The 21,479-nt window shown below is 64.0% G+C and carries 19 protein-coding genes; 10 read left to right on the top strand and 9 right to left on the bottom strand.

The window, feature by feature from the left end:
• Positions 1 to 201 precede the first annotated feature (201 nt).
• Together tal and GCT13_RS11805 are read left to right on the top strand one after the other, a co-directional pair.
• On the top strand, positions 202 to 1,155 hold the full coding sequence (gene tal / locus GCT13_RS11810; RefSeq protein WP_152758062.1) for a transaldolase: 954 nt from the start codon (positions 202 to 204) through the stop codon (positions 1,153 to 1,155).
• Between the two features lie 243 nt (positions 1,156 to 1,398).
• Positions 1,399 to 1,833 (top strand): VOC family protein, encoded by a 435-nt coding sequence (locus GCT13_RS11805; RefSeq protein ID WP_087734493.1) that lies wholly within the window; start codon positions 1,399 to 1,401, stop codon positions 1,831 to 1,833.
• A gap of 33 nt (positions 1,834 to 1,866) precedes the next feature.
• On the opposite strand, the gene GCT13_RS11800 is transcribed toward GCT13_RS11805, so the two are convergent.
• The 6 genes from GCT13_RS11800 to GCT13_RS11775 all read right to left on the bottom strand — a co-directional run bounded on the left by GCT13_RS11800 (position 1,867) and on the right by GCT13_RS11775 (position 7,546).
• On the bottom strand, positions 1,867 to 3,096 hold the full coding sequence (locus GCT13_RS11800; protein WP_152758059.1) for an FUSC family protein: 1,230 nt from the start codon (positions 3,094 to 3,096) through the stop codon (positions 1,867 to 1,869).
• Between the two features lie 150 nt (positions 3,097 to 3,246).
• Positions 3,247 to 4,800 carry a monocarboxylate uptake permease MctP gene (gene mctP, locus GCT13_RS11795; RefSeq protein ID WP_152758057.1) on the bottom strand — a complete coding sequence of 518 codons (1,554 nt, stop codon included), beginning with the start codon at positions 4,798 to 4,800 and terminating at the stop codon, positions 3,247 to 3,249.
• Positions 4,797 to 5,024, bottom strand: a complete 228-nt coding sequence (locus tag GCT13_RS11790) for a DUF3311 domain-containing protein (RefSeq protein ID WP_087734490.1) — start codon at positions 5,022 to 5,024, stop codon at positions 4,797 to 4,799. The genes mctP and GCT13_RS11790 overlap by 4 nt, the downstream gene beginning before the upstream one ends.
• Before the next feature lie 436 nt (positions 5,025 to 5,460).
• Positions 5,461 to 6,378, bottom strand: a complete 918-nt coding sequence (locus GCT13_RS11785; RefSeq protein ID WP_152758055.1) for a class I SAM-dependent methyltransferase — start codon at positions 6,376 to 6,378, stop codon at positions 5,461 to 5,463.
• A complete protein-coding gene (locus tag GCT13_RS11780) occupies positions 6,375 to 6,848 on the bottom strand; it encodes a DNA-deoxyinosine glycosylase (protein WP_087734488.1) in 474 nt (157 codons plus the stop codon). Before GCT13_RS11780 ends, GCT13_RS11785 begins: the two co-directional genes overlap by 4 nt.
• Positions 6,848 to 7,546, bottom strand: coding sequence for a chorismate--pyruvate lyase family protein (locus GCT13_RS11775; protein WP_152758053.1), 699 nt, complete (start codon positions 7,544 to 7,546; stop codon positions 6,848 to 6,850). The genes GCT13_RS11780 and GCT13_RS11775 overlap by 1 nt, the downstream gene beginning before the upstream one ends.
• A 186-nt stretch (positions 7,547 to 7,732) precedes the next feature.
• Here GCT13_RS11775 and GCT13_RS11770 point away from each other — a divergent pair, with 186 nt between their 5' ends.
• Positions 7,733 to 7,999 (top strand): hypothetical protein, encoded by a 267-nt coding sequence (locus GCT13_RS11770; protein ID WP_152758050.1) that lies wholly within the window; start codon positions 7,733 to 7,735, stop codon positions 7,997 to 7,999.
• 89 nt (positions 8,000 to 8,088) lie between these two features.
• On the opposite strand, the gene htpG is transcribed toward GCT13_RS11770, so the two are convergent.
• Together htpG and GCT13_RS11760 are read right to left on the bottom strand one after the other, a co-directional pair.
• Positions 8,089 to 9,981 (bottom strand): molecular chaperone HtpG, encoded by a 1,893-nt coding sequence (htpG, locus tag GCT13_RS11765; RefSeq protein ID WP_152758048.1) that lies wholly within the window; start codon positions 9,979 to 9,981, stop codon positions 8,089 to 8,091.
• 121 nt (positions 9,982 to 10,102) lie between these two features.
• Positions 10,103 to 11,566: an aminotransferase-like domain-containing protein gene (locus GCT13_RS11760; RefSeq protein WP_152758046.1), complete on the bottom strand. Its 1,464-nt coding sequence runs from the start codon at positions 11,564 to 11,566 to the stop codon at positions 10,103 to 10,105.
• 412 nt (positions 11,567 to 11,978) lie between these two features.
• Here GCT13_RS11760 and GCT13_RS11755 point away from each other — a divergent pair, with 412 nt between their 5' ends.
• From GCT13_RS11755 to GCT13_RS11725, 7 genes are all read left to right on the top strand, one after another.
• On the top strand, positions 11,979 to 12,659 hold the full coding sequence (locus GCT13_RS11755; protein WP_152758044.1) for a VOC family protein: 681 nt from the start codon (positions 11,979 to 11,981) through the stop codon (positions 12,657 to 12,659).
• A gap of 25 nt (positions 12,660 to 12,684) precedes the next feature.
• Positions 12,685 to 13,590 carry a DMT family transporter gene (locus tag GCT13_RS11750; RefSeq protein ID WP_152758042.1) on the top strand — a complete coding sequence of 302 codons (906 nt, stop codon included), beginning with the start codon at positions 12,685 to 12,687 and terminating at the stop codon, positions 13,588 to 13,590.
• Positions 13,591 to 13,654: 64 nt separating this feature from the next.
• Positions 13,655 to 14,851, top strand: a complete 1,197-nt coding sequence (locus GCT13_RS11745) for an aminotransferase-like domain-containing protein (RefSeq protein WP_152758040.1) — start codon at positions 13,655 to 13,657, stop codon at positions 14,849 to 14,851.
• Between the two features lie 44 nt (positions 14,852 to 14,895).
• Positions 14,896 to 15,360: a RidA family protein gene (locus tag GCT13_RS11740; protein WP_090864494.1), complete on the top strand. Its 465-nt coding sequence runs from the start codon at positions 14,896 to 14,898 to the stop codon at positions 15,358 to 15,360.
• Between the two features lie 220 nt (positions 15,361 to 15,580).
• A complete protein-coding gene (locus tag GCT13_RS11735) occupies positions 15,581 to 16,471 on the top strand; it encodes a PhzF family phenazine biosynthesis protein (RefSeq protein WP_152758038.1) in 891 nt (296 codons plus the stop codon).
• 516 nt (positions 16,472 to 16,987) lie between these two features.
• Positions 16,988 to 19,357: a bifunctional diguanylate cyclase/phosphodiesterase gene (locus GCT13_RS11730; protein ID WP_152758036.1), complete on the top strand. Its 2,370-nt coding sequence runs from the start codon at positions 16,988 to 16,990 to the stop codon at positions 19,355 to 19,357.
• A gap of 194 nt (positions 19,358 to 19,551) precedes the next feature.
• Positions 19,552 to 20,787, top strand: coding sequence for a chromate transporter (locus tag GCT13_RS11725; RefSeq protein ID WP_152758034.1), 1,236 nt, complete (start codon positions 19,552 to 19,554; stop codon positions 20,785 to 20,787).
• A 105-nt stretch (positions 20,788 to 20,892) separates the two neighbouring features.
• On the opposite strand, the gene GCT13_RS11720 is transcribed toward GCT13_RS11725, so the two are convergent.
• Entirely contained in the window at positions 20,893 to 21,351 is a 459-nt protein-coding gene (locus GCT13_RS11720) for a CopD family protein (RefSeq protein WP_087734477.1), read from the bottom strand.
• Between the last annotated feature and the right edge of the window lie 128 nt (positions 21,352 to 21,479).

The following is a 21,479-nucleotide window of genomic DNA, read 5'->3' as shown; positions in this document are numbered from 1 at the left end:
GTACCTGTCAAACCAGCATCACCCAATCCGCCATAGAATAGAAGTATCGGGCGGCGTTCCACGGTAACATTTCCGGCTTGCGGCGTGGACACTGCCGGTGACGCGCTCATGCGTGGCCGTTAGCGTGCTGTCGGCGACCTCGCGCGGCGTCATCATTTCCCTGGACCTTGGCGCGCGTGCGCCCCGAAGCGAAGGCTCGACATGACTACTGCACTCGATCAACTCAAGCAATACACCAAGGTCGTCGCGGATACCGGCGACTTCCAGCAACTCGCGCAATACAAGCCGCAGGACGCGACGACGAACCCGTCGCTGGTCCTGAAGGCCGTGCAGAAGGACGAATACAAGCCGCTGCTCGAAAAGACGGTACGCGACCACGCGTCGAAGCCCGTCAGCGCAATCATCGACCACCTGTTGATCGCCTTCGGCACCGAAATCCTGAAGATCGTCCCGGGCCGCGTGTCGACGGAAGTCGACGCACGCCTGTCGTTCGACACGAAAGCGTCGATCGACAAGGCGCATGAGCTCATCAAGATGTACGAAGCGCGAGGCATCGGCCGCGAGCGCGTGCTGATCAAGCTCGCGTCGACGTGGGAAGGCATCCGCGCGGCCGAGGTGCTGCAGAAGGAAGGCGTCAAGTGCAACATGACGCTGCTCTTCTCGCTGCCGCAAGCGGTCGCGTGCGCGGAAGCGGGCGCGCAGCTGATCTCGCCGTTCGTCGGCCGCATCTACGACTGGTACAAGAAGAGCGCCGGCAGCAACTGGGACGAGGCGCGCGACGGCGGCGCAAACGATCCGGGCGTGCAGTCGGTGCGCCGCATCTATGCGTACTACAAGAAGTTCGGCTACCCAACGGAAGTGATGGGCGCGAGCTTCCGCACGACGAGCCAGATCACCGAACTGGCGGGCTGCGATCTGCTGACGATCAGCCCCGATCTGCTGCAAAAGCTGCACGACAGCACCGACAAGATCGAGCGCAAGCTGTCGCCGGAAGCCAGCAAGAACGCCGAGATCGCGCGCGTGCCGACGGATGAGCCGTCGTTCCGCTTCCTCGTCAACGAAGACGCGATGGCGACCGAAAAGCTCTCGGAAGGCATCCGCGTGTTCGCAGCGGACGCGATCAAGCTCGAAAAGGTGATCGACGCGCTGCGCTGATCCGCGTCGCATCTTTTCACTGCGCAACAATAGCGCGCGCAGCCCGCAAGGCTGCGCGCGCTTTTTTATGCGCTTTTTGCGCCAGCTTTCTTGCGAGTTCATCGCATACTGTCAGCCCGCTGCGCGCGTTGCTTCGGTCAACACAGTTTCACATTCGACGCTCCCGCGACGACTACAATCGTTGACACGAATGCGTCGCTGCGCGTTCGCATGGAACGACATGTCAATTGAGTGGAGACATCGATGCAAGTCCAACCCTATCTGTTTTTCAATGGCCGCTGTGAAGAAGCGCTGAAGTTCTACGGTGAGAAGCTCGGCGCGCAGGTGCTGTTCCAGATGCGCTTCAAAGATGCGCCGCCGAGCCCCGAGCAGCCGATCCGCCCCGGCACGGAAGAAAAAATCATGCATTCGACGATCAAGATCGGTTCGACGGAACTAATGGCGTCGGATGGCAATTGCGACGGAACGCCCGTCACGCACTCGGGCTACAGCCTGTCGATCACCGTCGACGACCCGTCGCAGGGCGAAAAGACGTTCAAGGCGATTTCGGAAGGCGGCAACGTCGTGATGCCGTGGCAGGCGACGTTCTGGAGCAGCGGCTTCGGGATGGCCATCGACAAGTTCGGCGTGATGTGGATGGTCACGAACCCGCACGAAGGCGACAAGCACCCAAGCTGATACCAACCCCAAAATATCGAGCCGGTAAGCGAATCAGCGCGCGGCGTGCTCGCGATCTCCGCCTTCGATGTTCCAGTTCGGCTCGGCAGCAGCCAGCAACGCGCGCATGCGCTCGACCTGTTCCGCGAAGCGCTGCGCAAGCCAATATGGCCCCTGCAATTCAGGGGCCATTTCTTTGTGCGAAGCCTGCGCGCCTGTCAGATTTTCTGCGCTTTGTGCCGTCTCGTCAGCAGGCGGGCAAGCGAGCGTCTCCGCTGAAACCTCCTCCGGCATCCCGAACTGCGTCGCGCCCGCGAAGCGCAACGCGCGCGCGCTCGCAAGCAGCGTCATGCGCACCGCGTTCGTCTCCTCGCCGCACTCGCGCGCAAACGCTTCGCGTATTTCCGCGTGCGCGAGCGTGCCCGTCGACAGCATTTCCAGCGCGCTCAGCATCGAGCGATGCAGACGCTGGATGTCGTCGAGCCGCGCGATGGGCAAGTCGATTTCCTTCGCCACCGACGGCATCAGCGAGCGCAACTGCACGAGCCGCTTGCCCATGCGGATGAACGCGGCCACCTGCTCGTCGCCGCCGATGGGCACGCACGTCATCATCCGCGTGTAGAGGCGCGCGCACTCGCGCAGGTTGTCGGCGAGCAGATAGCGCCACGAATACGTTGCGTGCAGCGGCAGCGCGAACGAAAACGCGAGCGCGATCACGATGCCGATCAGCACGTTCAGCGTGCGCCACAGGCCCGTATCGATCATGTTGTCGCCGTGGCCCGCGACGATGCACATCGTGATCGCCGTCAGCAGCGCGACGTAACCGGCCGTGCCGATCGCGAACCACGCGCAGACTGCGGCAATCACCGACATCAGCACATACGTGAGCGGCAGCGAGTCGAACAGGTTCTGCTGCAGGATCAGCGCAAGCCCGAGCGCCGCGCCGAGCAGCGTGCCCGCCGCGCGCTCCGCCGCCTTCTTGCGGATATTGCCGTGATGCTGCAGCCCGCCGATCACCACCAGCAGCGTCACCGACGACCAGATGCCATGCGGAATGTCGATGCCCGTCGTCGCGAGAATCGACACGAGCATCGCGAGACCGACGCGCAGACTATGGAAGAACTTCGCGTGCCGGTAGCGATAGTACGGTGACGTGATCGCGCTCGCGATCCGTCCGATGCGCGCGCGGCGCGGCGCAAGGCGCGCGGTGACGGCATCGCTCGAGACGGGCGGCGTGCCGTTGCGCTTGCGTGACGGATTCGAATGCGGGTCTGCGAATGCCATCGGTCATCTCTCGTTGGGTCGAAACCACCAGACGAGCATAAACGATGTGAGCGGCATCGGCAGGAGACCGTCAGACCGCGCCACGCCAATGAAAAAGCCCGCAGCATCGGCTGCGGGCTTCGTGTGATTCAGACCGCGCAAACGGCGCGATCAGCTTTCGACCGGGTGGTCCAGATAGTCTTCCGGACTCGTGCGGTCTTCCGCGTGTTTCATGCCCGCTGCGCGCACGGCGAAGCTGACGACGATCGACACCACGAGGTTGACGATCAGCGACCAGACAGCCGCATAACCCGGAATCGCCATACCGCCGATGTGGATCGTATAGATCGAGCCCGCGAGCTTCAGCGAGATCGCCATCCACGTGCCGACGGCAATGCCCGCCGCCCAGCCGAGCAGCAGACCGCGATAGTCGAGCACACGCGTATAGAGGCCGAGCACGATCGCGGGCAGCGTCTGGATGATCCAGATGCCGCCGAGCAGCTGCAACTGGATCGCGTACGTGAGCGGCAAGCCGAGAATGAACGCGACAGCGCCCACCTTCACGATCAGCGAGACGAGCTTCGCGATGTTCGTTTCCTGCTCGTGCGTCATGTTGCGGTTGACGAACTCCTTGTGGATGTTGCGCGTGTACAGGTTCGCCGCTGCAATCGACATGATCGCGGCAGGCACCAGCGCGCCGATGCCGATCGCCGCGAACGCGACGCCGACGAACCACGACGGGAAGAAGTGCAGGAACAGCGCCGGCACCGCGAAGTTCGGGCCGAAGGCCTTGAAGTACGGCGCGAACTCCGGCATGTCCTTCACGCCCGCCGCGAGCGCCATGAAGCCGAGCAGCGCGAGCAGGCCGAGCACGAGCGAGTACGCCGGCAGCATCGCCATGTTGCGACGGATCGTATTGCCCGACGACGACGACAGAATCGCCGTCACCGAGTGCGGATACAGGAAGAGCGCGAGCGCCGATCCCACTGCCAGTGTCGCGTATGCGCTATAGCCGTTCAGGCTCGCCACGTCCGGCGCCTTCAGCAGCAGCTTGGCGGGCGGCACCGCGCTGAAGATGTGGCCGAAGCCGCCGAGTTGCGGCGGAATCACGATGATCGCGGCGCCGATCGTGATGTAGATCAGCACGTCCTTGACGACGGCGATCATTGCCGGCGCGCGCAGACCCGACGTGTACGTGTAGGCCGCGAGGATCGCGAACGCGATGATCAGCGGCAGATCGCCGACGAAGCCCGTCGTATCGAAGCCGAGTGCGCCGATCACCACTTCGATGCCGACCAGTTGCAGCGCGATGTACGGCATCGTCGCGACGATGCCCGTCACGGCGACGACGAGCGCCAGCATGCGGCTGCCGTAGCGTGCGTTGACGAAGTCGGCGGACGTGACATAGCCATGACGCTTCGCAATGCTCCACAGCTTCGGGAACACGACGAACGCAAACGGATAGATCAGGATCGTATAAGGAAGCGCGAAAAAACCCGTCGCGCCCGCGCCGAACACGAGCGCCGGCACGGCAATGAACGTGTACGCGGTGTACAGGTCGCCGCCCAGCAGGAACCACGTGACGACCGTGCCGAAGCGCCGGCCGCCGAGGCCCCACTCTTCCAGGTGCGCGAGGTCGCCGCGCCGCCAGTGGGCCGCGACGAAGCCGAGAATCGTGACGCCGATGAAGAACAGAACGAAGACGAAGGTTGCGATTGCATTCATCGTGCGCCTCCCTTCGAGCGGGTCTTCGTCTTGAAGTACACCAGCGCGGTGATCACGGCGCTGATCAGCACCCACAGGAGCTGATACCAGTAGAAGAACGGGAAGTCGAACAGTTGCGGTTCGACCTTGTTGTATGACGGCACCCAGATCATCGCGATCCAGGGCAGCAGCAACAGCCAGAGCCAGTGCTTGCTGGCCTTGTTGGCGGCGGCGTCGTGAGCCATGACGTCTCCTCTTTCCTTTTATTGAATTGTGGCCCGAGTTTGGCGGGCAGATGGACCCGGCTGCGGATAACAGCTCAGGCTCCCCGAAAGCATCGAAAGAGTATCGGAGTGGCGAACGACCGGTCAAGCAGGGCTGACCCTAAACGCAACGGTGTTGTCAATAGGAGAATCGTCGGGGAGTGTGGGAAAGGAGACCAAAGCGGATACTTCTGCCGCTTGATTGGACGGGCTGTGCTATGCCCTGTCGATTCGAGTGTGTTTGAGCCAAAGCCGCACTTGCAGCCGCATTGAAGCCGCTTTGATTCCGCCGTGCAGTGTCGATGGCACGGCGATTGCGCGCTGGCGTTGCACCAGCGCGGGGCCCGTGTGGTTACTGATGGCGTCGCTGGTTGCGACGCCTGTCGCGTTTCTTTTAGCGTTCGAACGCCGACGCGCGTCAGACCGCGAACGTGCCGTTCTGCCCCGTCGATTCCTGCAAGCCCTTGACCCACTTGCGCGCCGGCAACGCGAGCTGCGCTTCGAGCAGCTTCGCGCGCGCCTGCAACTGCGTGAACGGCACGTCGATGGCGGGCCCCGAGAACGCGATCGCGATGCGGTTGCCGTCGTGCACTTCCGGCAACGCGACGACGCGTCCGTCGAAGGCTTCGTTCAGCCGCTTCATGTTGCGCACGAAGCTCGGATGATCGCCGAACAGGTTGACGGTGGCCACACCCGCTTGCGCAAGGCATGCACGTGCGGCGCGATAGAACGCGACGCTGTCGAGCACCGGGCCGCGCGCCGTCGCATCGTACAGATCGATTTGCAATGCGCCGACCGTGCCGTGGTTCGCGCGGTCGTTGACGAACTCCCATGCGTCCGTCTCGCGCACGCTGAGACGCGCGTCGTCGGCGGGCAGGCCGAACATCGTGCGCGCCGCGATCACGACAGCGGGATTCAGCTCGACGGCTTCGACCTGCGCGCGCTTCAGGTAGCGGTGCGCGAACTTCGTCAGCGAGCCGGTGCCGAGTCCGAGCTGCACGATGCGCTTCGGCGTTTCGAGGAACAGCAGCCAGGCCATCATCTGCTGCGCGTATTCGAGTTCGATGTGATCGGGCTTCGACAGACGCATCGCGCCCTGCACCCATTCCGTGCCGAAGTGCAGATAGCGCACGCCGCCCTCTTCCGAGAACGTGACGGGCGCAAAGCGCGGCTTGCGCGGCGCTTCGATCATCGAGGCCTTTGCGACGCCGGCGAAGTCGTCTTCGTCACGCGCGGCACGCGTTTTCGCGCGCGAGATTCTTTGCTTCGAGACTGCGGACTCTTTGTTGCGGAAAGCACGCGCCTCGGCCGAAGCGCGCTTGATCAGTTTCGTCATGTAAGGATGTCGCGCCACAGGCGCAATTTTTGGTCGAACGAGAGCATAGCATTCGCGGGACTCGACGACGGCAGCACGAGAGTTTCGTAGCCGGCTGCGGCGATCACGGTCGCAAAGCGGCCCGCCGTCTTGCCATTGAAGCAGACCTTCGCGAGCTTCGGCGCGTACTCGCGCAGCGATGCGAAATCGTTGGGCGTCGCGTTGCGGATCGCCACGTCGAGACTGCCCTCGCGCGTGCACGCGGCAAGCACGTCCCACACGCCGACGCCATGCTTCAACACGTGCTCGAGACGCGTGGGGTAATCGAGTTCGGCCAGCGGTTCGCCGATCACTGCGCCGAGCAAGCGCCAGAACTGATTGCGCGGATGCGCGTAATACTGCGTCGCCGCGAGCGACGCCTCGCCCGGAAAGCTGCCGAGTATCAGCGTATGCGTGCTCTCGGCGACGACGGGAGGAAAGCCGCGCAGCATCAGCGGGCCTCCTCGCGCTTGTCGATGCGCCTGTCGACGCGTTTTGCGTTAACGTCGGCGCGCGACGCCGTGTGATCGAGCGCCTGGCCGTGATCGCGCGGCACGGGCTGTGCGATCTGCCCGAGCGCGCGCCGGTCGCCGCGCATCGCGAGCTTTGCCCACAGCGCGGGCAGCATGCATTCGGTGACCATCAGCGGCTCGCCATAGCGCTCGAACACCGAGCGCCGCGCGACGAGCGCATGCACGCGCACGTCGCCCGTTTCTTTCGACGCGAGCCGATACAGCGGATGCCGCGCCGTCACGCGCCGGCTCGCCAGCGACGAACGCGACACGCTGCTGTCGCTATACAACAGCTCCGCGAGCGGCCGCGTGCGCAGACGCCGCATCGCCTGCCAGACGCCCGTGCTCGGCGTGAGCGGCACGATGCTATGCGCGGCGACAAACGGCGTGCCGTCCACCGACAACGCCACTTCACGCACCCACACGGGCGTGCGCGACGCGATGCCGAGCGCGGCGTACTCGTCTTCATAGGGCAGATCGACTGCTTCGCGTGTCACGCGCACAGCCACCGCGCCGAGCGTGCGCAGATGAGCGGTCAGCGAACCGCCACGCGTGAGCCAGTCTTTTTGATCGGTCGAAAAACCTGGAAGGGGCGCGACGCGCCAATGGGCGTCGGCAGCATCGAAACGAATAGACATGGGCGGCATTATAGGGTCGCCAGAAAAAGCAGGCCTTCGAGACGCCATGTCCGCATGAATTCACCGACCGTTCCGGTACGCGGTTCGGACCGTTCGCCGTTCAAAGCGCCCGCCAAACGATGAAGATAACCGGCGAGCGCCGCGCTCTCATGCACGGCCTTTTATCCACAACCCAGGGAGCTTCAATTGACCGCTCAGGACAAAGCCACGTCGGACCGCGTCGCGCATCTCGCCGCGATCGTGCTCAAGCACTCCGCCGCATCGAAGATCGAGAAGGAACTCGCCGCCTCCGCGCTCGCGCAGCATCACACGACGAAGCACACGGGCGCGGCCATCGGCAAGATCGCCGCGCATGTGCTCAGCGACGCGCATGCATGCGCCGAAGCGAAGGAACTCGCGGGGTCGGTGCTTGCTCAGGTGCGCAAGCTGAATGGCGCGTCGCCACAGCGCTAACCGCACATCGCCGCACGAACGCTGCACAAAAAAATGCGCTGCCAAAGCAGCGCATTTCCTCTCTTCACCCCTTTATCGGGCAACGCGCATCAGCGCGCCAGCAACAGCGTATTCGTGCGCTTCACGAAGCTCGCCGGGTCTTCGAGCGAACCGCCTTCGGCCAGCAACGCCTGATCGAACAACAGGTGGCACCAGTCGTCGAAGTTCGCGTTGTCGGCGCTGAGGTTCTTGACGAGCGCATGTTCCGGATTCACTTCGAGAATCGGGTGCATCGCCGGCGCATTCTGGCCCGCGGCTTTCAGCATGCGCTGCAGGTAGCCGCTCATCTCGCCTTCGTCGGCGACGAGGCACGACGGCGAATCGGTCAGACGGAACGTCAGACGCACGTCCTTCGCCTTGTCCTTGAGCGTCTCCTTCATGCGCTCGACGAGCGGCTTCAACTCTTCGCTGACCTTCTCTTGCGCCTGCTTTTCTTCGTCGTTCAGCTGACCGAGATCGAGGTCGCCGCGCGCGACGCTTTGCAGCGGCTTGCCGTCGAAGTCCTGGAGGAACGACAGCATCCATTCGTCGACGCGATCCGTCAGCAACAGCACTTCGACGCCCTTCTTGCGGAACACTTCGAGATGCGGGCTGTTCTTCGCGGCCTGATACGTATCCGCCGTCACATAGTAGATCTTCGTCTGTTCGGGCTTCATGCGCGCGACGTAATCCGTCAGCGACACGTTCTGCTCGGACGAGTCGTTATGCGTCGACGCAAAACGCGCGAGCTTCGCGATGCGCTCCTTGTTTGAGAAGTCTTCGCCGATGCCTTCCTTCAGCACCTGGCCGAATTCATTCCAGAACGTCGCGTACTTCTCCTTGCCGGCGGCTTCTTCCGAATTCGCGAGTTCTTCGAGCATCGACAGCGCGCGCTTGGTCACGCCTTCGCGGATCGCCTTCACGTCACGGCTTTCCTGCAGCAGTTCACGCGACACGTTCAGCGGCAAATCGCTCGAATCGACGACGCCCTTCACGAAACGCAGATACGTGGGCAGCAATTGCTCGGCGTCTTCCATGATGAAGACGCGCTTCACATACAGCTTCAGGCCGCTGCGATGATCGCGGTTCCACAGATCGAACGGCGCATGCGCCGGCACGTACAGCAGTTGCGTGTACTCGCTGCGGCCTTCGACGCGGTTGTGCGTCCACGTCAGCGGGTCCTGGTGATCGTGCGACAGGTGCTGGTAGAACTGCTTGTACTGCTCGTCGGAAATGTCGTTCTTCGCGCGCGTCCACAGCGCGCTCGCCTGGTTGACGGTCTCGTCCTCGTCCTTCGCGACCATCTCGCTCTTCTCGGCGTCCCACTCTTCCTTCTGCATCAGGATGGGCAGCGCGACGTGATCCGAGTACTTCTGGATGATCGACTTGAGCTTCCACGCGGACAGCAGTTCGTCTTCGTCGGCGCGCAGATGCAGCGTGATCGTCGTGCCGCGCTGTGCGCGCTCGATCGCTTCGACCGAAAAATCGCCCTCGCCCGAGCTCACCCAGCGCACGCCTTCCGAGGCCGGCAAGCCGGCGCGGCGCGTCTCCACTGTGATCTTGTCCGCAACGATGAAGCCCGAGTAGAAGCCGACGCCGAACTGGCCAATCAGCGCCGCATCCTTCTGCTGGTCGCCCGACAGCTTGCCGAAGAATTCCTTCGTGCCCGAGCGCGCGATCGTGCCGAGGTGCGAGATCGTTTCGTCGCGGCTCATGCCGATGCCGTTGTCGTCGATGCTGACGGTGCGCGCCGCCTTGTCGAACGACACGCGGATGCGCAGGTTCGGATCGTTTTCATACAGCGCGTTGTTCGCGATCGCTTCGAAGCGCAGCTTGTCGGCCGCGTCCGATGCGTTCGAGATCAGTTCGCGCAGGAAAATTTCCTTGTTGCTGTACAGCGAGTGAATCATCAGGTGCAGAAGCTGTTTCACTTCTGCCTGGAAGCTCATGGTTTCTTGTGCCATGGTCGTTTTCCCTTTCTGTTGCTGGTTGATTCGAAGCAGACGATGCCCGTGCCGGCGGCGCTCGAAACGGGCGTTGCGCGCTCAGATGGGGTCGCGCGCCGCCGATTCAAGAGGCTCCATGTCATGAAGCGCGGCGCGCGACGCTGTCCAGATAGCCGCACAAAAACGCCGGCAGTGCCGGATCGCCGCAATTCGCGACGTTGAAGCGCATCCACGTGGTCGGCGACTGCTGCGGCGAGAACAGGCTTCCCGGTGTCAGCAAGAAGCCTTCCTCGTGGCCGGCGGCCGCGAGCGCATCGGCGTCGACGCCCGTATCCGCCCACACGAACATGCCCGCCGCCGGTGTCTGAAACATCCGCAGCCCCGTTTTTTCGAGCATCCGCACAGATTTGTCGCGCACGCCGTCGAGCCGCGCGCGAAGCCGCTCGACGTGCCGCCGGTAGTGCCCTTCCGTCAGGATCTTGTACAGCACGCGCTCGTTCAGTTCGGGCGTCGTCATGCCGACGAGCATTTTCTGGTCCGTGACGGCCTTCGCCACGTCCAGCGACGACGCCATGAAGCCGACCCGCAGATTCGCCGCGAGCGTCTTCGAAAAGCTGCCGAGATAAATGACGCGCCGCAGCTGGTCGAGGCTCGCGAGGCGCGTCGCCGCAAAGCCGGGCGGGCACAGGTCGCCGTAGATGTCGTCTTCGACGACGATGAAGTCGTACTCCTCCGCGAGCCGCAATATACGGAACGCCTGCGCCGCCGTCAGCGACGTGCCCGTCGGATTTTGCAGCACCGAGTTGATTACGAGCATTTTCGGGCGCCAGGTCTGCACGAGCGTTTCGAGCGCGTCGAGATCGGGGCCGTCCGGCGTGTACGGCATGCCGACGAGGCGCGCGCCCTGCGACGCGAAGCGCCCGAACATCTGGAACCACGCCGGATCGCCAACGATCACGGTATCGCCGGGTTGCACGTAGAGCCGCGCAATCAGGTCGATCGCCTGCGTGATGCCGGACACGAGCACGATCTGTTCCGGCGACGCGCCGATCTCCAGCTCTTCGAGCCGCGTCTGCAACTGCTGGCGCAGCGGCAGGAAGCCTTGCGGCGTGCCGAAGCCGAGCATCTGCGCGCCGCTTTGCCGGCCGAGCGTGCGCAGCGCGCCCGTGATCAGCTCGCCGTCGAGCCAGCGCGACGGCAGATAGCCGAGGCCCGGACCGCGCTCGGGCCGCGTCGACGTATGCAGCATGTTGCGCAACAGCCAGACGACGTCGATCGTGCTGGGCGCGGGCGCCGCATCGGGAGCGGCATTGGAAAGACGGCGCTCGACGGACACCGGCCCCGCGAGACGCTCACGCACGTAGAAGCCGGAGCCGCGGCGCGAATCCAGATAGCCCTGCGCGACGAGCCGCTCGTACGCCTCGACGACCGTGAAGCGCGACACGCCCTTGTCGAGCGCGAGCTTGCGGATCGACGGCATGCGCATGCCGGGGCGGAACACGCGCTCTTCGATGCGTCGGCGCGCCCACTGGACGAGCTGATCGACGAGCGTGAGCGCCGACGCGTCGTGGGGTGCGGGAATCAGATCGAGCGGGACGGACATGGCGGACTCCAGCTATGCGCTGCAAGGGCAACGTCGGAAACGACAACGGAAACAGGCTTGGCGGCCGTCGCGGAACGCGCGAAACCAGCGGAACAGGCCGCCGCCGCCGAACGGCATGCACGGTCGAACGGACGGCGATGTGACCGGACAACTGTACCGAACAGTATCGAGCCGATTGTACCGTTACTGTGCCGGTCACTGCCGGTACATTTGATTCGACGCTGCTGCTGTTTTCCCATTGCCCGCTTTATCAGACGGCGGCGCAAAGCCCGCCGATACCGGCCTTGCCGCACTGTGCATGGTCTGGCCGCGCCGAACGGTTACTCTTACAGATTAACCCTGGTGGCCCGGCATCCGGCAGACAGTTGCCTGCCGTAGCGGCTTCCAGCCGACCGACCGTTCCCTTGCAGCCATGACCGCACACACGCTACGACTCGACCATCTCGTTGTTTCCGCCCGCACGCTCGACGAAGGCACGGAGTACGTCGCCGATACGCTCGGCGTCGCGCCGTCGGGCGGCGGCGCGCATCCGTCGATGCGCACGCACAACCGGCTGCTCAATCTGTGGGGCGGCGTGTATCTGGAAGTCATCGCGATCGATCCGGACGCGCAGGAAACCGCGAACGCTCGGCCACGCCTGTTCGCGCTCGACGATCCCGCGACGCACGCGCGGCTCGCGAACGGTCCGTATCTGTCGCACTGGGCCGCGCGCGTCGAGCGGCCGAAGAATCTCGCGCTGTGGCAACAACAGTATCCGCAGCGCATCCCGACCGTCGTGCCGATGACGCGCGGCGATTTCACGTGGAGCCTCACGGTCGCCGACGACGGCGCGTTCCCCGCGTGGCAAGGCGCGGGCGATGGCATCGTGCCGTCGCTGATCCAATGGGACACGGCGCGCCATCCGTCGATGGTGCTGCCGGAAACCGGCCTGCTGCTCAAGTCGCTGAAGGGCTGGCATCCGCGAGTGGATCTCGTCGCGCAGCAACTGCAGTGGCTCGGCGCGCAAACGCTGATCGCGCTCGAAAGCACGGACGGCGCGCCTGCGCTCGCCGCCGAAATCGAAACCCCGAGCGGCCTGCGCACGCTCAAATAACCACACGCATGGAGAGACAGACGCAATGAAGCGCGAAACCCAAGGCATGCTGCTCGGCCTGATCGGCGTAATGATCTTCAGCCTGACGCTGCCGATGACCCGCATCGTCGTCGCCGAATTCAGCCCGCTGCTGAACGGCCTGGGGCGCGCGCTCGCCGCTTCCGTTCCCGCCGCCGCGCTGCTCGCGATCCGCCGCGAAAAGCTGCCGACCTGGCCGCAGCTCAAGGCCCTCGCTGTCGTGTCGCTCGGCGTGATCATCGCGTTTCCCGTGTTCTCGGCGTGGGCGATGAAGAGCGTGCCTGCGTCGCATGGCGCCGTCGTCAACGGCTTGCAGCCGCTGTGCGTCGCGATCTACGCGGCGTGGCTGTCGCACGAGCGGCCGTCGAAGGCGTTCTGGGCGAGCGCCGTCGCGGGCAGCGCGATCGTCGTCGCGTTCGCGTTGCAGGCGGGCGGCGGCGCATTCCAGGCAGGCGACCTGCTGATGCTCGTCGCCGTCGGCATCGGCGCGCTCGGCTACGCGGAAGGCGCGCGGCTTGCGCGGCAGATGGGCGGCTGGCAGGTGATCTGCTGGGCGCTCGTCGTGTCCGCGCCGTTCCTGCTGATTCCCGTTGCGTGGCTCGGCTGGGAGCAGCACGTCACGCATCCCGGCCCCGTCGCGTTGAAGACCTGGCTCGCGTTCGGCTACGTGACGCTGTTCTCGCAGTTCATCGGCTTTTTCGCGTGGTACGCGGGCCTCGCGATGGGCGGCATCGCGCGCGTCGGCCAGGTTCAGCTAATGCAAATCTTCTTCACGATGGCCTTTTCGGCCCTCTTCTTCGGCGAGGACGTCGCGGCCATCACGTGGATCTTCGCCGCCGCTGTGATCGCCACCGTAATGCTCGGCCGCAAGACTGCCGTGCACACGGCCGCGCGGCCCGTTCGCGCCGCCTGACAAGTTCGCGCGATAATCGCTTTTTTGACCGACCACCTGTTCAAGCCATACCGACGAGGAGACCATGAATCAAAGCGACCTCAATGCCCCGACCTGGCAATTGTCCGAACGCGCTCGCAAGCTGACCAGCTCGGCGATCCGCGAAATCCTGAAGGTCACCGAGCGGCCCGAGGTCATTTCGTTCGCGGGTGGTCTGCCTTCGCCGGCCACGTTCCCGGCCGAGGAAATGCGCGCGGCGTCCGACCGCATCCTGCGCGACTCGCCCGCCGCCGCGCTTCAGTACAGCGCAACGGAAGGCTACATGCCGCTGCGCGAGTGGGTTGCGCAACGCTACTCGGTGAACGGCGCGCAAATCCGTCCGTCGCAGGTGCTGATCACGACGGGCTCGCAACAGGCGCTCGACCTGCTCGGCAAAGTGCTGGTGTGCCCGGAAAGCCCCGTGCTCGTCGAAACGCCGACGTATCTCGGCGCGCTGCAATCGTTCTCGATGTACGAGCCGCGCTATGTGCAGGTGCCGACCGACGGCAACGGCCTGATCCCCGAAGGTCTCACGCCGGAACTGACGAAGGGCGCGCGCCTTCTGTACGCGCAGCCGAACTTCCAGAATCCGACGGGTCGGCGCCTGCCCGTCGAGCGTCGCCGCGCGCTCGCGGAGTTCGCGAAATCGGCGCCCTTCCCCGTCATCGAAGACGATCCGTATGGCGCGCTCGACTACAAGGGCGAGCCGCTGCCGACGATGCTGTCGATGGCGCCCGATCACATCGTGCATCTCGGTTCGTTCTCCAAGGTGCTGGCGCCGGGTCTGCGCATCGGCTACATCATTGCGCCCGAAGAACTGCACTTCAAGCTCGTGCAGGCCAAGCAGGCCACCGACCTGCACACGCCCAGCTTCACGCAGCGCATCGTGCATGAAGTCGTGAAGGACGGCTTCCTCGATACGCACGTGCCGAAGATCCGCGCGCTGTATCGCGACCAGTGCGAGGCGATGCTCGGTTCGCTCGAACGCTACATGCCGGACGGCGTTGCGTGGAACCGTCCGGAAGGCGGCATGTTTATCTGGGTGTCGCTGCCGAAGCACATCGACTCGATGAAGCTGCTCGAAGAAGCCGTCGCGCAAAACGTCGCGTTCGTGCCGGGCGGTCCGTTCTTCGCGAACGAGGCGCAGCAGAACACGTTGCGCCTGTCGTTCGTGACCGTGCCACCCGCGAAGATCGACGAGGGCATTGCGCGTCTCGCTGAACTGATTCGCGCGCGCGTGTAGGCGCATCGCGAACCACTCTTTCCATTCACCGACAAGGACACGTCATGGCTCAATCAAATGTGTATGACAAGCTGAAGGAACTGGGCATCGAACTGCCCGTAGCAGGCGCGCCCGCTGCCGCTTACGTGATGAGCGCGCAAAGCGGCAACACGGTGTATCTGTCCGGACACATCGCGAAGAAGGACGGCAAGGTGTGGGCCGGCAAGCTCGGCGACACGCTGAAGACCGAAGAAGGCAAGGCCGCGGCGCGCTCGATCGCAATCGATCTGCTCGCGACGCTGCACGCGCACGTCGGCGACCTGAACCGCGTGACGCGCATCGTCAAGCTGATGAGCCTCGTCAACTCGACGCTCGATTTCACCGAGCAGCACATCGTGACGAACGGCGCATCGGAACTGATCGCCGATGTGTTCGGCGAGCGCGGCAAGCACGCGCGCTCGGCATTCGGCGTCGCGCAGATTCCGCTCGGCGCGTGCGTCGAGATCGAGTTGATCGCCGAGGTGCAATAAGCGGCGCGTATTGCATGTATAGGCGCTCGTTGCGAGCGCCTTCATCGCCCGTTCGACGCCGACACGCCGTCGATGACGTGAACGCGTCATCGGCGGCGTGTTTTTTGTGCCTCTACTGTCGCGCGGGCTGGTCACAGTTGAAGTTGTGCCGACACACATGGAACGGTCCCACGTCGCTGCACACGCAACCAGGAAAAACACACCGAACAGGAAACAGACGATGCAAGAGAAAACCGTTCGCTTCAAACAGGTCGACGTGTTCACGTCGGTGCCGTTCAAAGGCAATCCGCTTGCCGTGATTTTCGACGCGGACGGACTCGACGCCGAACAGATGCAGGCAATCGCACGCTGGACGAATCTGTCGGAAACGACCTTCCTGCTAAAGCCGACCGACTCGTCGGCCGATTATCGCGTGCGCATCTTCACGACGCGCGGCGAGTTGCCGTTCGCCGGCCATCCGACGCTCGGCACCGCGCACGCGTGGCGCGAGGCCGGCAATCACGCGAAGCAGCCGGGACGTATGGTCCAGCAATGCGCTGCGGGCCTGATCGAATTGACGGAAGAAGATAGCCAACGCAACGTGTGGGCTTTCGCCGCACCGCCCGCGCGCGTGACGCCGCTCGCCGAAAGCGAATACCCGGCGCTCGCTCAAGCCTTGCGCAGCGATGCAATCGATTACACGGCGCAGCCCTGCGGCGTCGACAACGGTCCGCAATGGCTCGTCGTCCGTATGAATTCGGCCCGTGCGTGTCTCGCGCTCGAACCCGATGCCGCGCTGTTCGAGCGTGTCGCGAAGACGGTCGGCGCGCATGGCATCGCAGCCTACGGTCCGCACGATCCGAACGGACCCGCGACCTTCGAGTTGCGCTGCCTGATGATGGGCGGCGGCCTCGGCATTGGGGAAGACCCTGTGACGGGTAGTGCAAACGCCGCGCTGGCAGGATTGCTCACGCAGCAGAACCGCCGGCCCGGCGCGCAATACACGGTGCGCCAGGGTACGGCGCTTGGCCGTGCGGGCGATGTCTCCATCCGTTACGACGATGCGGCGGGCAAGACATGGATTGGCGGCGCATCCGTGACTGTCGTCGACGGCACTTTCAGGCTGCCATAGACGCCGCAAGCGTTCGCGTCGTTGCCGGAACTGACATTCACGCGTCACCTGGATGTTCTAAGAGTCGGCCGGATGCGCCGACACAAAAAAGCTAATTACACGTTCGAGGCCATTCATGCAGCCTGCATGAATGGCCTCGTTGCCATAATGGCTGTTGCCGATCCATTCACGCGATTCCTGACACACCGGATATTTTCGACTCAGTCTTTCAAACGCCCGCCTGGCGCGCCTGTCAGGCCAGCGGCGGCAACGCGCGCATGATTCGTTCGCATGCCCGCCGAGCCCAGCGTATACCCGATGCGCGAAACCTTTCTTAATTATTGGTCATTCAGTAATATCAAAATCGTAACCGTTGACCAACCGGGTGGTCTGGCTCGCCACCACGCCCCTGCTTCCCGCAGCAGTTGCGGCATATCAACCATTCGATACAGCCGGTTTTAACATTCGCGCAGTCGTTCGCAACGCAAGCACCGAAACGCAAGCACAGCCGCAACGCACAGGGTCACGGTCTATCCGATGAATCAGTTCCGCCTCTCTTCCGCGCGCGACGTCAGGCACCGTCTCGATCCGGCCGGTACGCGCCGACGCGCGCTGCTCGCGATTCCCGCGCTCGGCGTGCTGGTGCTCGTGCTGCTGTGGACGGTGATCTTCGCGCGTCTGTCGGTTGAGAAGGACACGACTTATCGCGAGGCGATGGCGTCGGCCGCTATTTTGTCGGCGGCGCTCGAACAGCACACGGTGAAGGCCATTCACCAGGTCGATCAGATTACGCGCTTCGTCAAATACGAATTCGAAAAATCGCCGGGCCGTTTCGATCTCACCAGCACGGTCGAAAAGGGCGTCGTGCAAAGCGAAACGCTCGTACAGGTGTCGCTGATCGACGAGCGCGGCAAGCTCATCGCGAACACATCGGAAACCAATCCGAAGCCGATCGATCTGTCCGACCGCGAGCACTTCAAGGTTCACGAGCACGAGAACGACGATCAGCTCTTCATCAGCAAGCCCGTGCTCGGCCGCGTCTCGGGCCACTGGACCTTGCAGATGACGCGCCGCCTGAATCATCCCGACGGCACGTTCGCGGGTGTCGTGGTCGTGTCGGAAGACCCGAGCTATTTCACGACCGACTTCTACAACAACGCTGCCATCGGTCGCGAAGGCGTGATCGCGGTGATCTCCGATAGCGGTGCCGTGCTCGCGCGCCGTACGGGCAACACAGAAAGCTCGCCAGGCGTGTTCACGGCGACGGGCGTCTATCCGACTTCGGAGCACGTGTCGGGCACCTACGTCGATTCGATCGACAACGTCACGCGCATCGTGTCGTACCGGCATATCGACGGCTATCCGCTCGGCGTGCTGGTCGGTCTGTCGCAGGCCGAAGAGTTCGCGGACTACAACCACACGCGCAACGTCTATCTGCTGATGGCGAGCTTCATCTCGCTCGCGATGCTCGGCTTCTTCGCGGTCGCCACGGGTCTGATCGGCAAGCTGCTCGGACGCGAGCGCGAGATGACGCATCTCGTCGAGTTCGATCTGCTCACGGGCCTGCGCAACCGCTACTCGACGCTGCAAAGCCTGCGTCACGACGTGGCGCAGCCGATGAACGTCGGCCACCTGGCGATCCTCTTCATCGACCTCGACAACTTCAAGACCGTCAATGACACGCTCGGCCACAACGCGGGCGACATCGTGCTGCAAATGACGGCCGCGCGTCTCGCCGATGCCGTCGCCGATGCGGGCGCCCTCTCGCGCATCGGCGGCGACGAGTTCGTCGTCGTGCTCAAGGGCGACGATGTCGAGAAGCGCTCGGTGATGCTCGCGGAAGTGATCTCCGACGTGTTCGCAAAGCCGTTCGAAGTGCGCGGCAGTTCGTTCGTGCTGCATGCGAGCATCGGCATCGCGCTCTACTCGGTGGCCAACGAAAGCGAAATCGATCTGCTGAAGAAGGCCGACCTCGCGATGTACAGCGCGAAGGACGCGGGCAAGAACTGCTATCAGTTCTACTCGCCGCATCTGTCGCATCGCGCGGACCATCTGATGAAGTGGGAACAGCAACTGCGCGTCGCGCTCGCCGACCAGCAGCTGTTCCTTGCGTATCAGCCGAAGATCGACCTGTCGCGCCGCTGCATCACCGGCTTCGAAGCGCTCGTGCGCTGGAATCATCCGCAGCACGGTGTGATTCCCGCGAACGAGTTCATCCCTGTCGCCGAGTCGACGGGCCTGATCGTGCCCATCGGCGATTTCGTGATCCGCACCGCGTGCCGGCAGCTCGCGCAGTGGCAGCAGCAGGGCTATGACACGCTGTCGCTGGCCGTAAACATTTCGGCCGTGCAGTTCTGGCGCGGCGATCTGTACGAAACGATTTCGCAGGCCATCGAGGAATCGGGCATCAGCGCGCGCCGCCTCGAACTCGAAATCACCGAGACGGCGATGATGGAGTATCCCGATCTCGTCTCCGAAAAGATCTTCGCGTTGAAGCGGCTCGGCGTGCGCATCGCGCTCGACGACTTCGGCACCGGCTATTCGTCGCTGTCGTATCTGAACCGCTTCTCGGTCGACACGCTGAAGGTCGACCGCTCGTTCGTGCAGGCGATTCCCGGCGACCGTAGCGTCTGCGTGATGGTGTCGGCCATCGTCAATCTCGCGCGTTCGCTCGGGCTGACAGTGGTGGTCGAAGGCACGGAGACGGAAGAGCAGATCGCGTGGCTCGCGGCACTCGGACATATCGAGGCGCAGGGCTTTCTGTTTTCACGGCCCGTGCCCGTCGAGGGCATCCCCGCGCTGCTCGAACGCTTCGGCGTGTGCGGCACGCACGGCATGCGGGTCGCGCACAGCAGCGACGCGGACAGCACCAGCGACGCTTCGAGCACCAGCGACGAATCGGCCTGAGGAACAACGCCGCATCGACGCGGCTTCGTTCCCGTCAGCCCATCCGGCGTCACCCAGGCAAGACATACAGGCAGGACATGAACGTTACCGGCGCGTATCGGGCGGTTTCGTCTAGACGCGCATGGCATCGACGCACGCCGGCGCGGGCATCGACGGCGCGCACCGCACAAGAAACTAACCCGACAGGTGTTCGCATGCGGCCAGCCCGGCACATGTCGGCGCTACGCGCGCCAACCACAGACGAAGCTGCACGAAGCAACGAGCGGGAGCCGCTCTGGGCGCTCTTTCGTGTCGTGTTCGGATTGTCCGCGCTGTCGTGGGGCGGACTCGCGCTGATGGCGCAGCTGGAGAATCACTACGTTGAGCGCGAAGAACGCCTGACGCACCTCGCGTTCTCCGACATCGTCGCGCTCGCGTGGATGGTGCCGGGGCCCGTCGGCTGCAATGTCGCGGTCCAGCTCGGCCATGTGTTGCGCGGACGCTCGGGCGCATGGGTCGCGGGCCTCGCGAGCGTTCTGCCCTTCTTCACGCTGATGACGGCATTCGCGATCTTCTACCGGACGCCGATCGTGCGTGAAGTCGCGTCGCAGACGTTGCTCGATCACTTCAGCGTCGTGCTTGCGACGCTGATCGGCGTGACCTGGTACAAGCAGACGCGCGCGCTCGTGCGCGGATGGCTCGAATGGACGGCAGCCGTGCTCGGGTGCATCGCGCTCGTCGGCGCGCATACACCCGCCGCCTACATCGGCCTGCTGGGCGTTGCGTTCATGTCGGGGTGGCTGCGCAGCGACGCGCGCGGCGAGCGCCTCGCGACGACGCTCAGCACGGGCGACTGGCGTCTTCTGATCGGCCTGGGTGTGCTGCTGCTGACGTTCGCGCTGCCCTTGCCGCATCGCTACGAACTCGCGCTGTTATGGCCGCGTCTCGCGGGCGCCGGACTGACGCTGTTCGGCGGCGGCTTCTCCGCGCTGCCCGTGCTGAAGACGCTGCTGGTCACACCGACAATCGGCGTCACGGACAACGAATTCACGCTGGCCTTCTCGCTGTCGCCGTTATCGCCGGGACCGCTTCTGAACGTGGTGCCGTTCTTCGGCTATCTGGTCGAAGGATGGCACGGCGCCCTGATCGCGACGATCGCGCTCTTCGTGCCGTCGGGTTGTCTCGTCGTGCTCGCGCAGCGCCATCTGCATCGACTGAAGACGAACCCGCGCTTCGAGCATGGGATGCGCGTGCTGCGCGCGGTGACGACGGCATTTCTCGCCGTCGCAGTGTTGCGCATCGTGCGCCATGTGCCGCTCGAACCATCCTGTCTCGTGACGGCCTTGTTCTCGGGCCTGTGCTTCGCGAAGCTAAAGCTGCCCGTGTATGCCGTGTATGGGACGGTCGCCGTCGCGTGCGGCGTGTGGCTGTATATCGGGCACGTGGCCTGACGCAGCGCTTCACCGACGCCGATGCAAGAAGCGCCGCCCATGTCGATGCATAAGCGGCGCTTTTGGGTGGAACGGCCGGGCGCTACAACCGCGCGGAAGCGAACATCAGAAACCGCGCGACAGCACCGCCACGCCGATCGTCACGATGCCGAGCACCAGGTTCACGATGACGAGACGCCGCACGGTTGCCACCGCCCGCGCGCCGTCGGGCCACTTCTGCGCCTGCACCGCGCGGCGGATGCGCGGGAACACCGCAAAACGGATATGCCCGAAGATCAGCATCATGATGATGCCGAGACCGGCCATCGCGTGCAGTTGCCAGGTGGCGTGGCCGCCGCCGAACTGCATCAGCAGAAAACCGCCCGACAGCAGAATGACCAGAACGGACACGCCCACCCAGTTGAAGAAGCGGCCGAACACCGATTCCCACAGCGGCAGCCGCAATTGCGGCGAGAGATCTTCGAGCGCCGGGCGCAAGCAGAAATGCGCGAACACCATGCCGCCGATCCACACGGCGACGCCCAGCAAATGCAGAAAGAGCGCGACTTCGATCGCCTTGTTCATATTTGTTTTCCTTTCCCGATGATGGCGCGCTGCCGTTGTGTCCTGTCGGTCGTGTCGATAACGTGTCGGCTCCGACATGAGCCAACGACCGCGTTCGACCCGCGACGTTATGCGCAGTTCATTCTCTG

The sequence above is a fragment of the Paraburkholderia franconis genome, from assembly GCF_009362735.1.
Lineage (GTDB): Bacteria > Pseudomonadota > Gammaproteobacteria > Burkholderiales > Burkholderiaceae > Paraburkholderia > Paraburkholderia franconis.
Note: the sequence above shows the minus strand (reverse complement) of the source record. Positions and strands in the feature narration are given on the sequence as shown.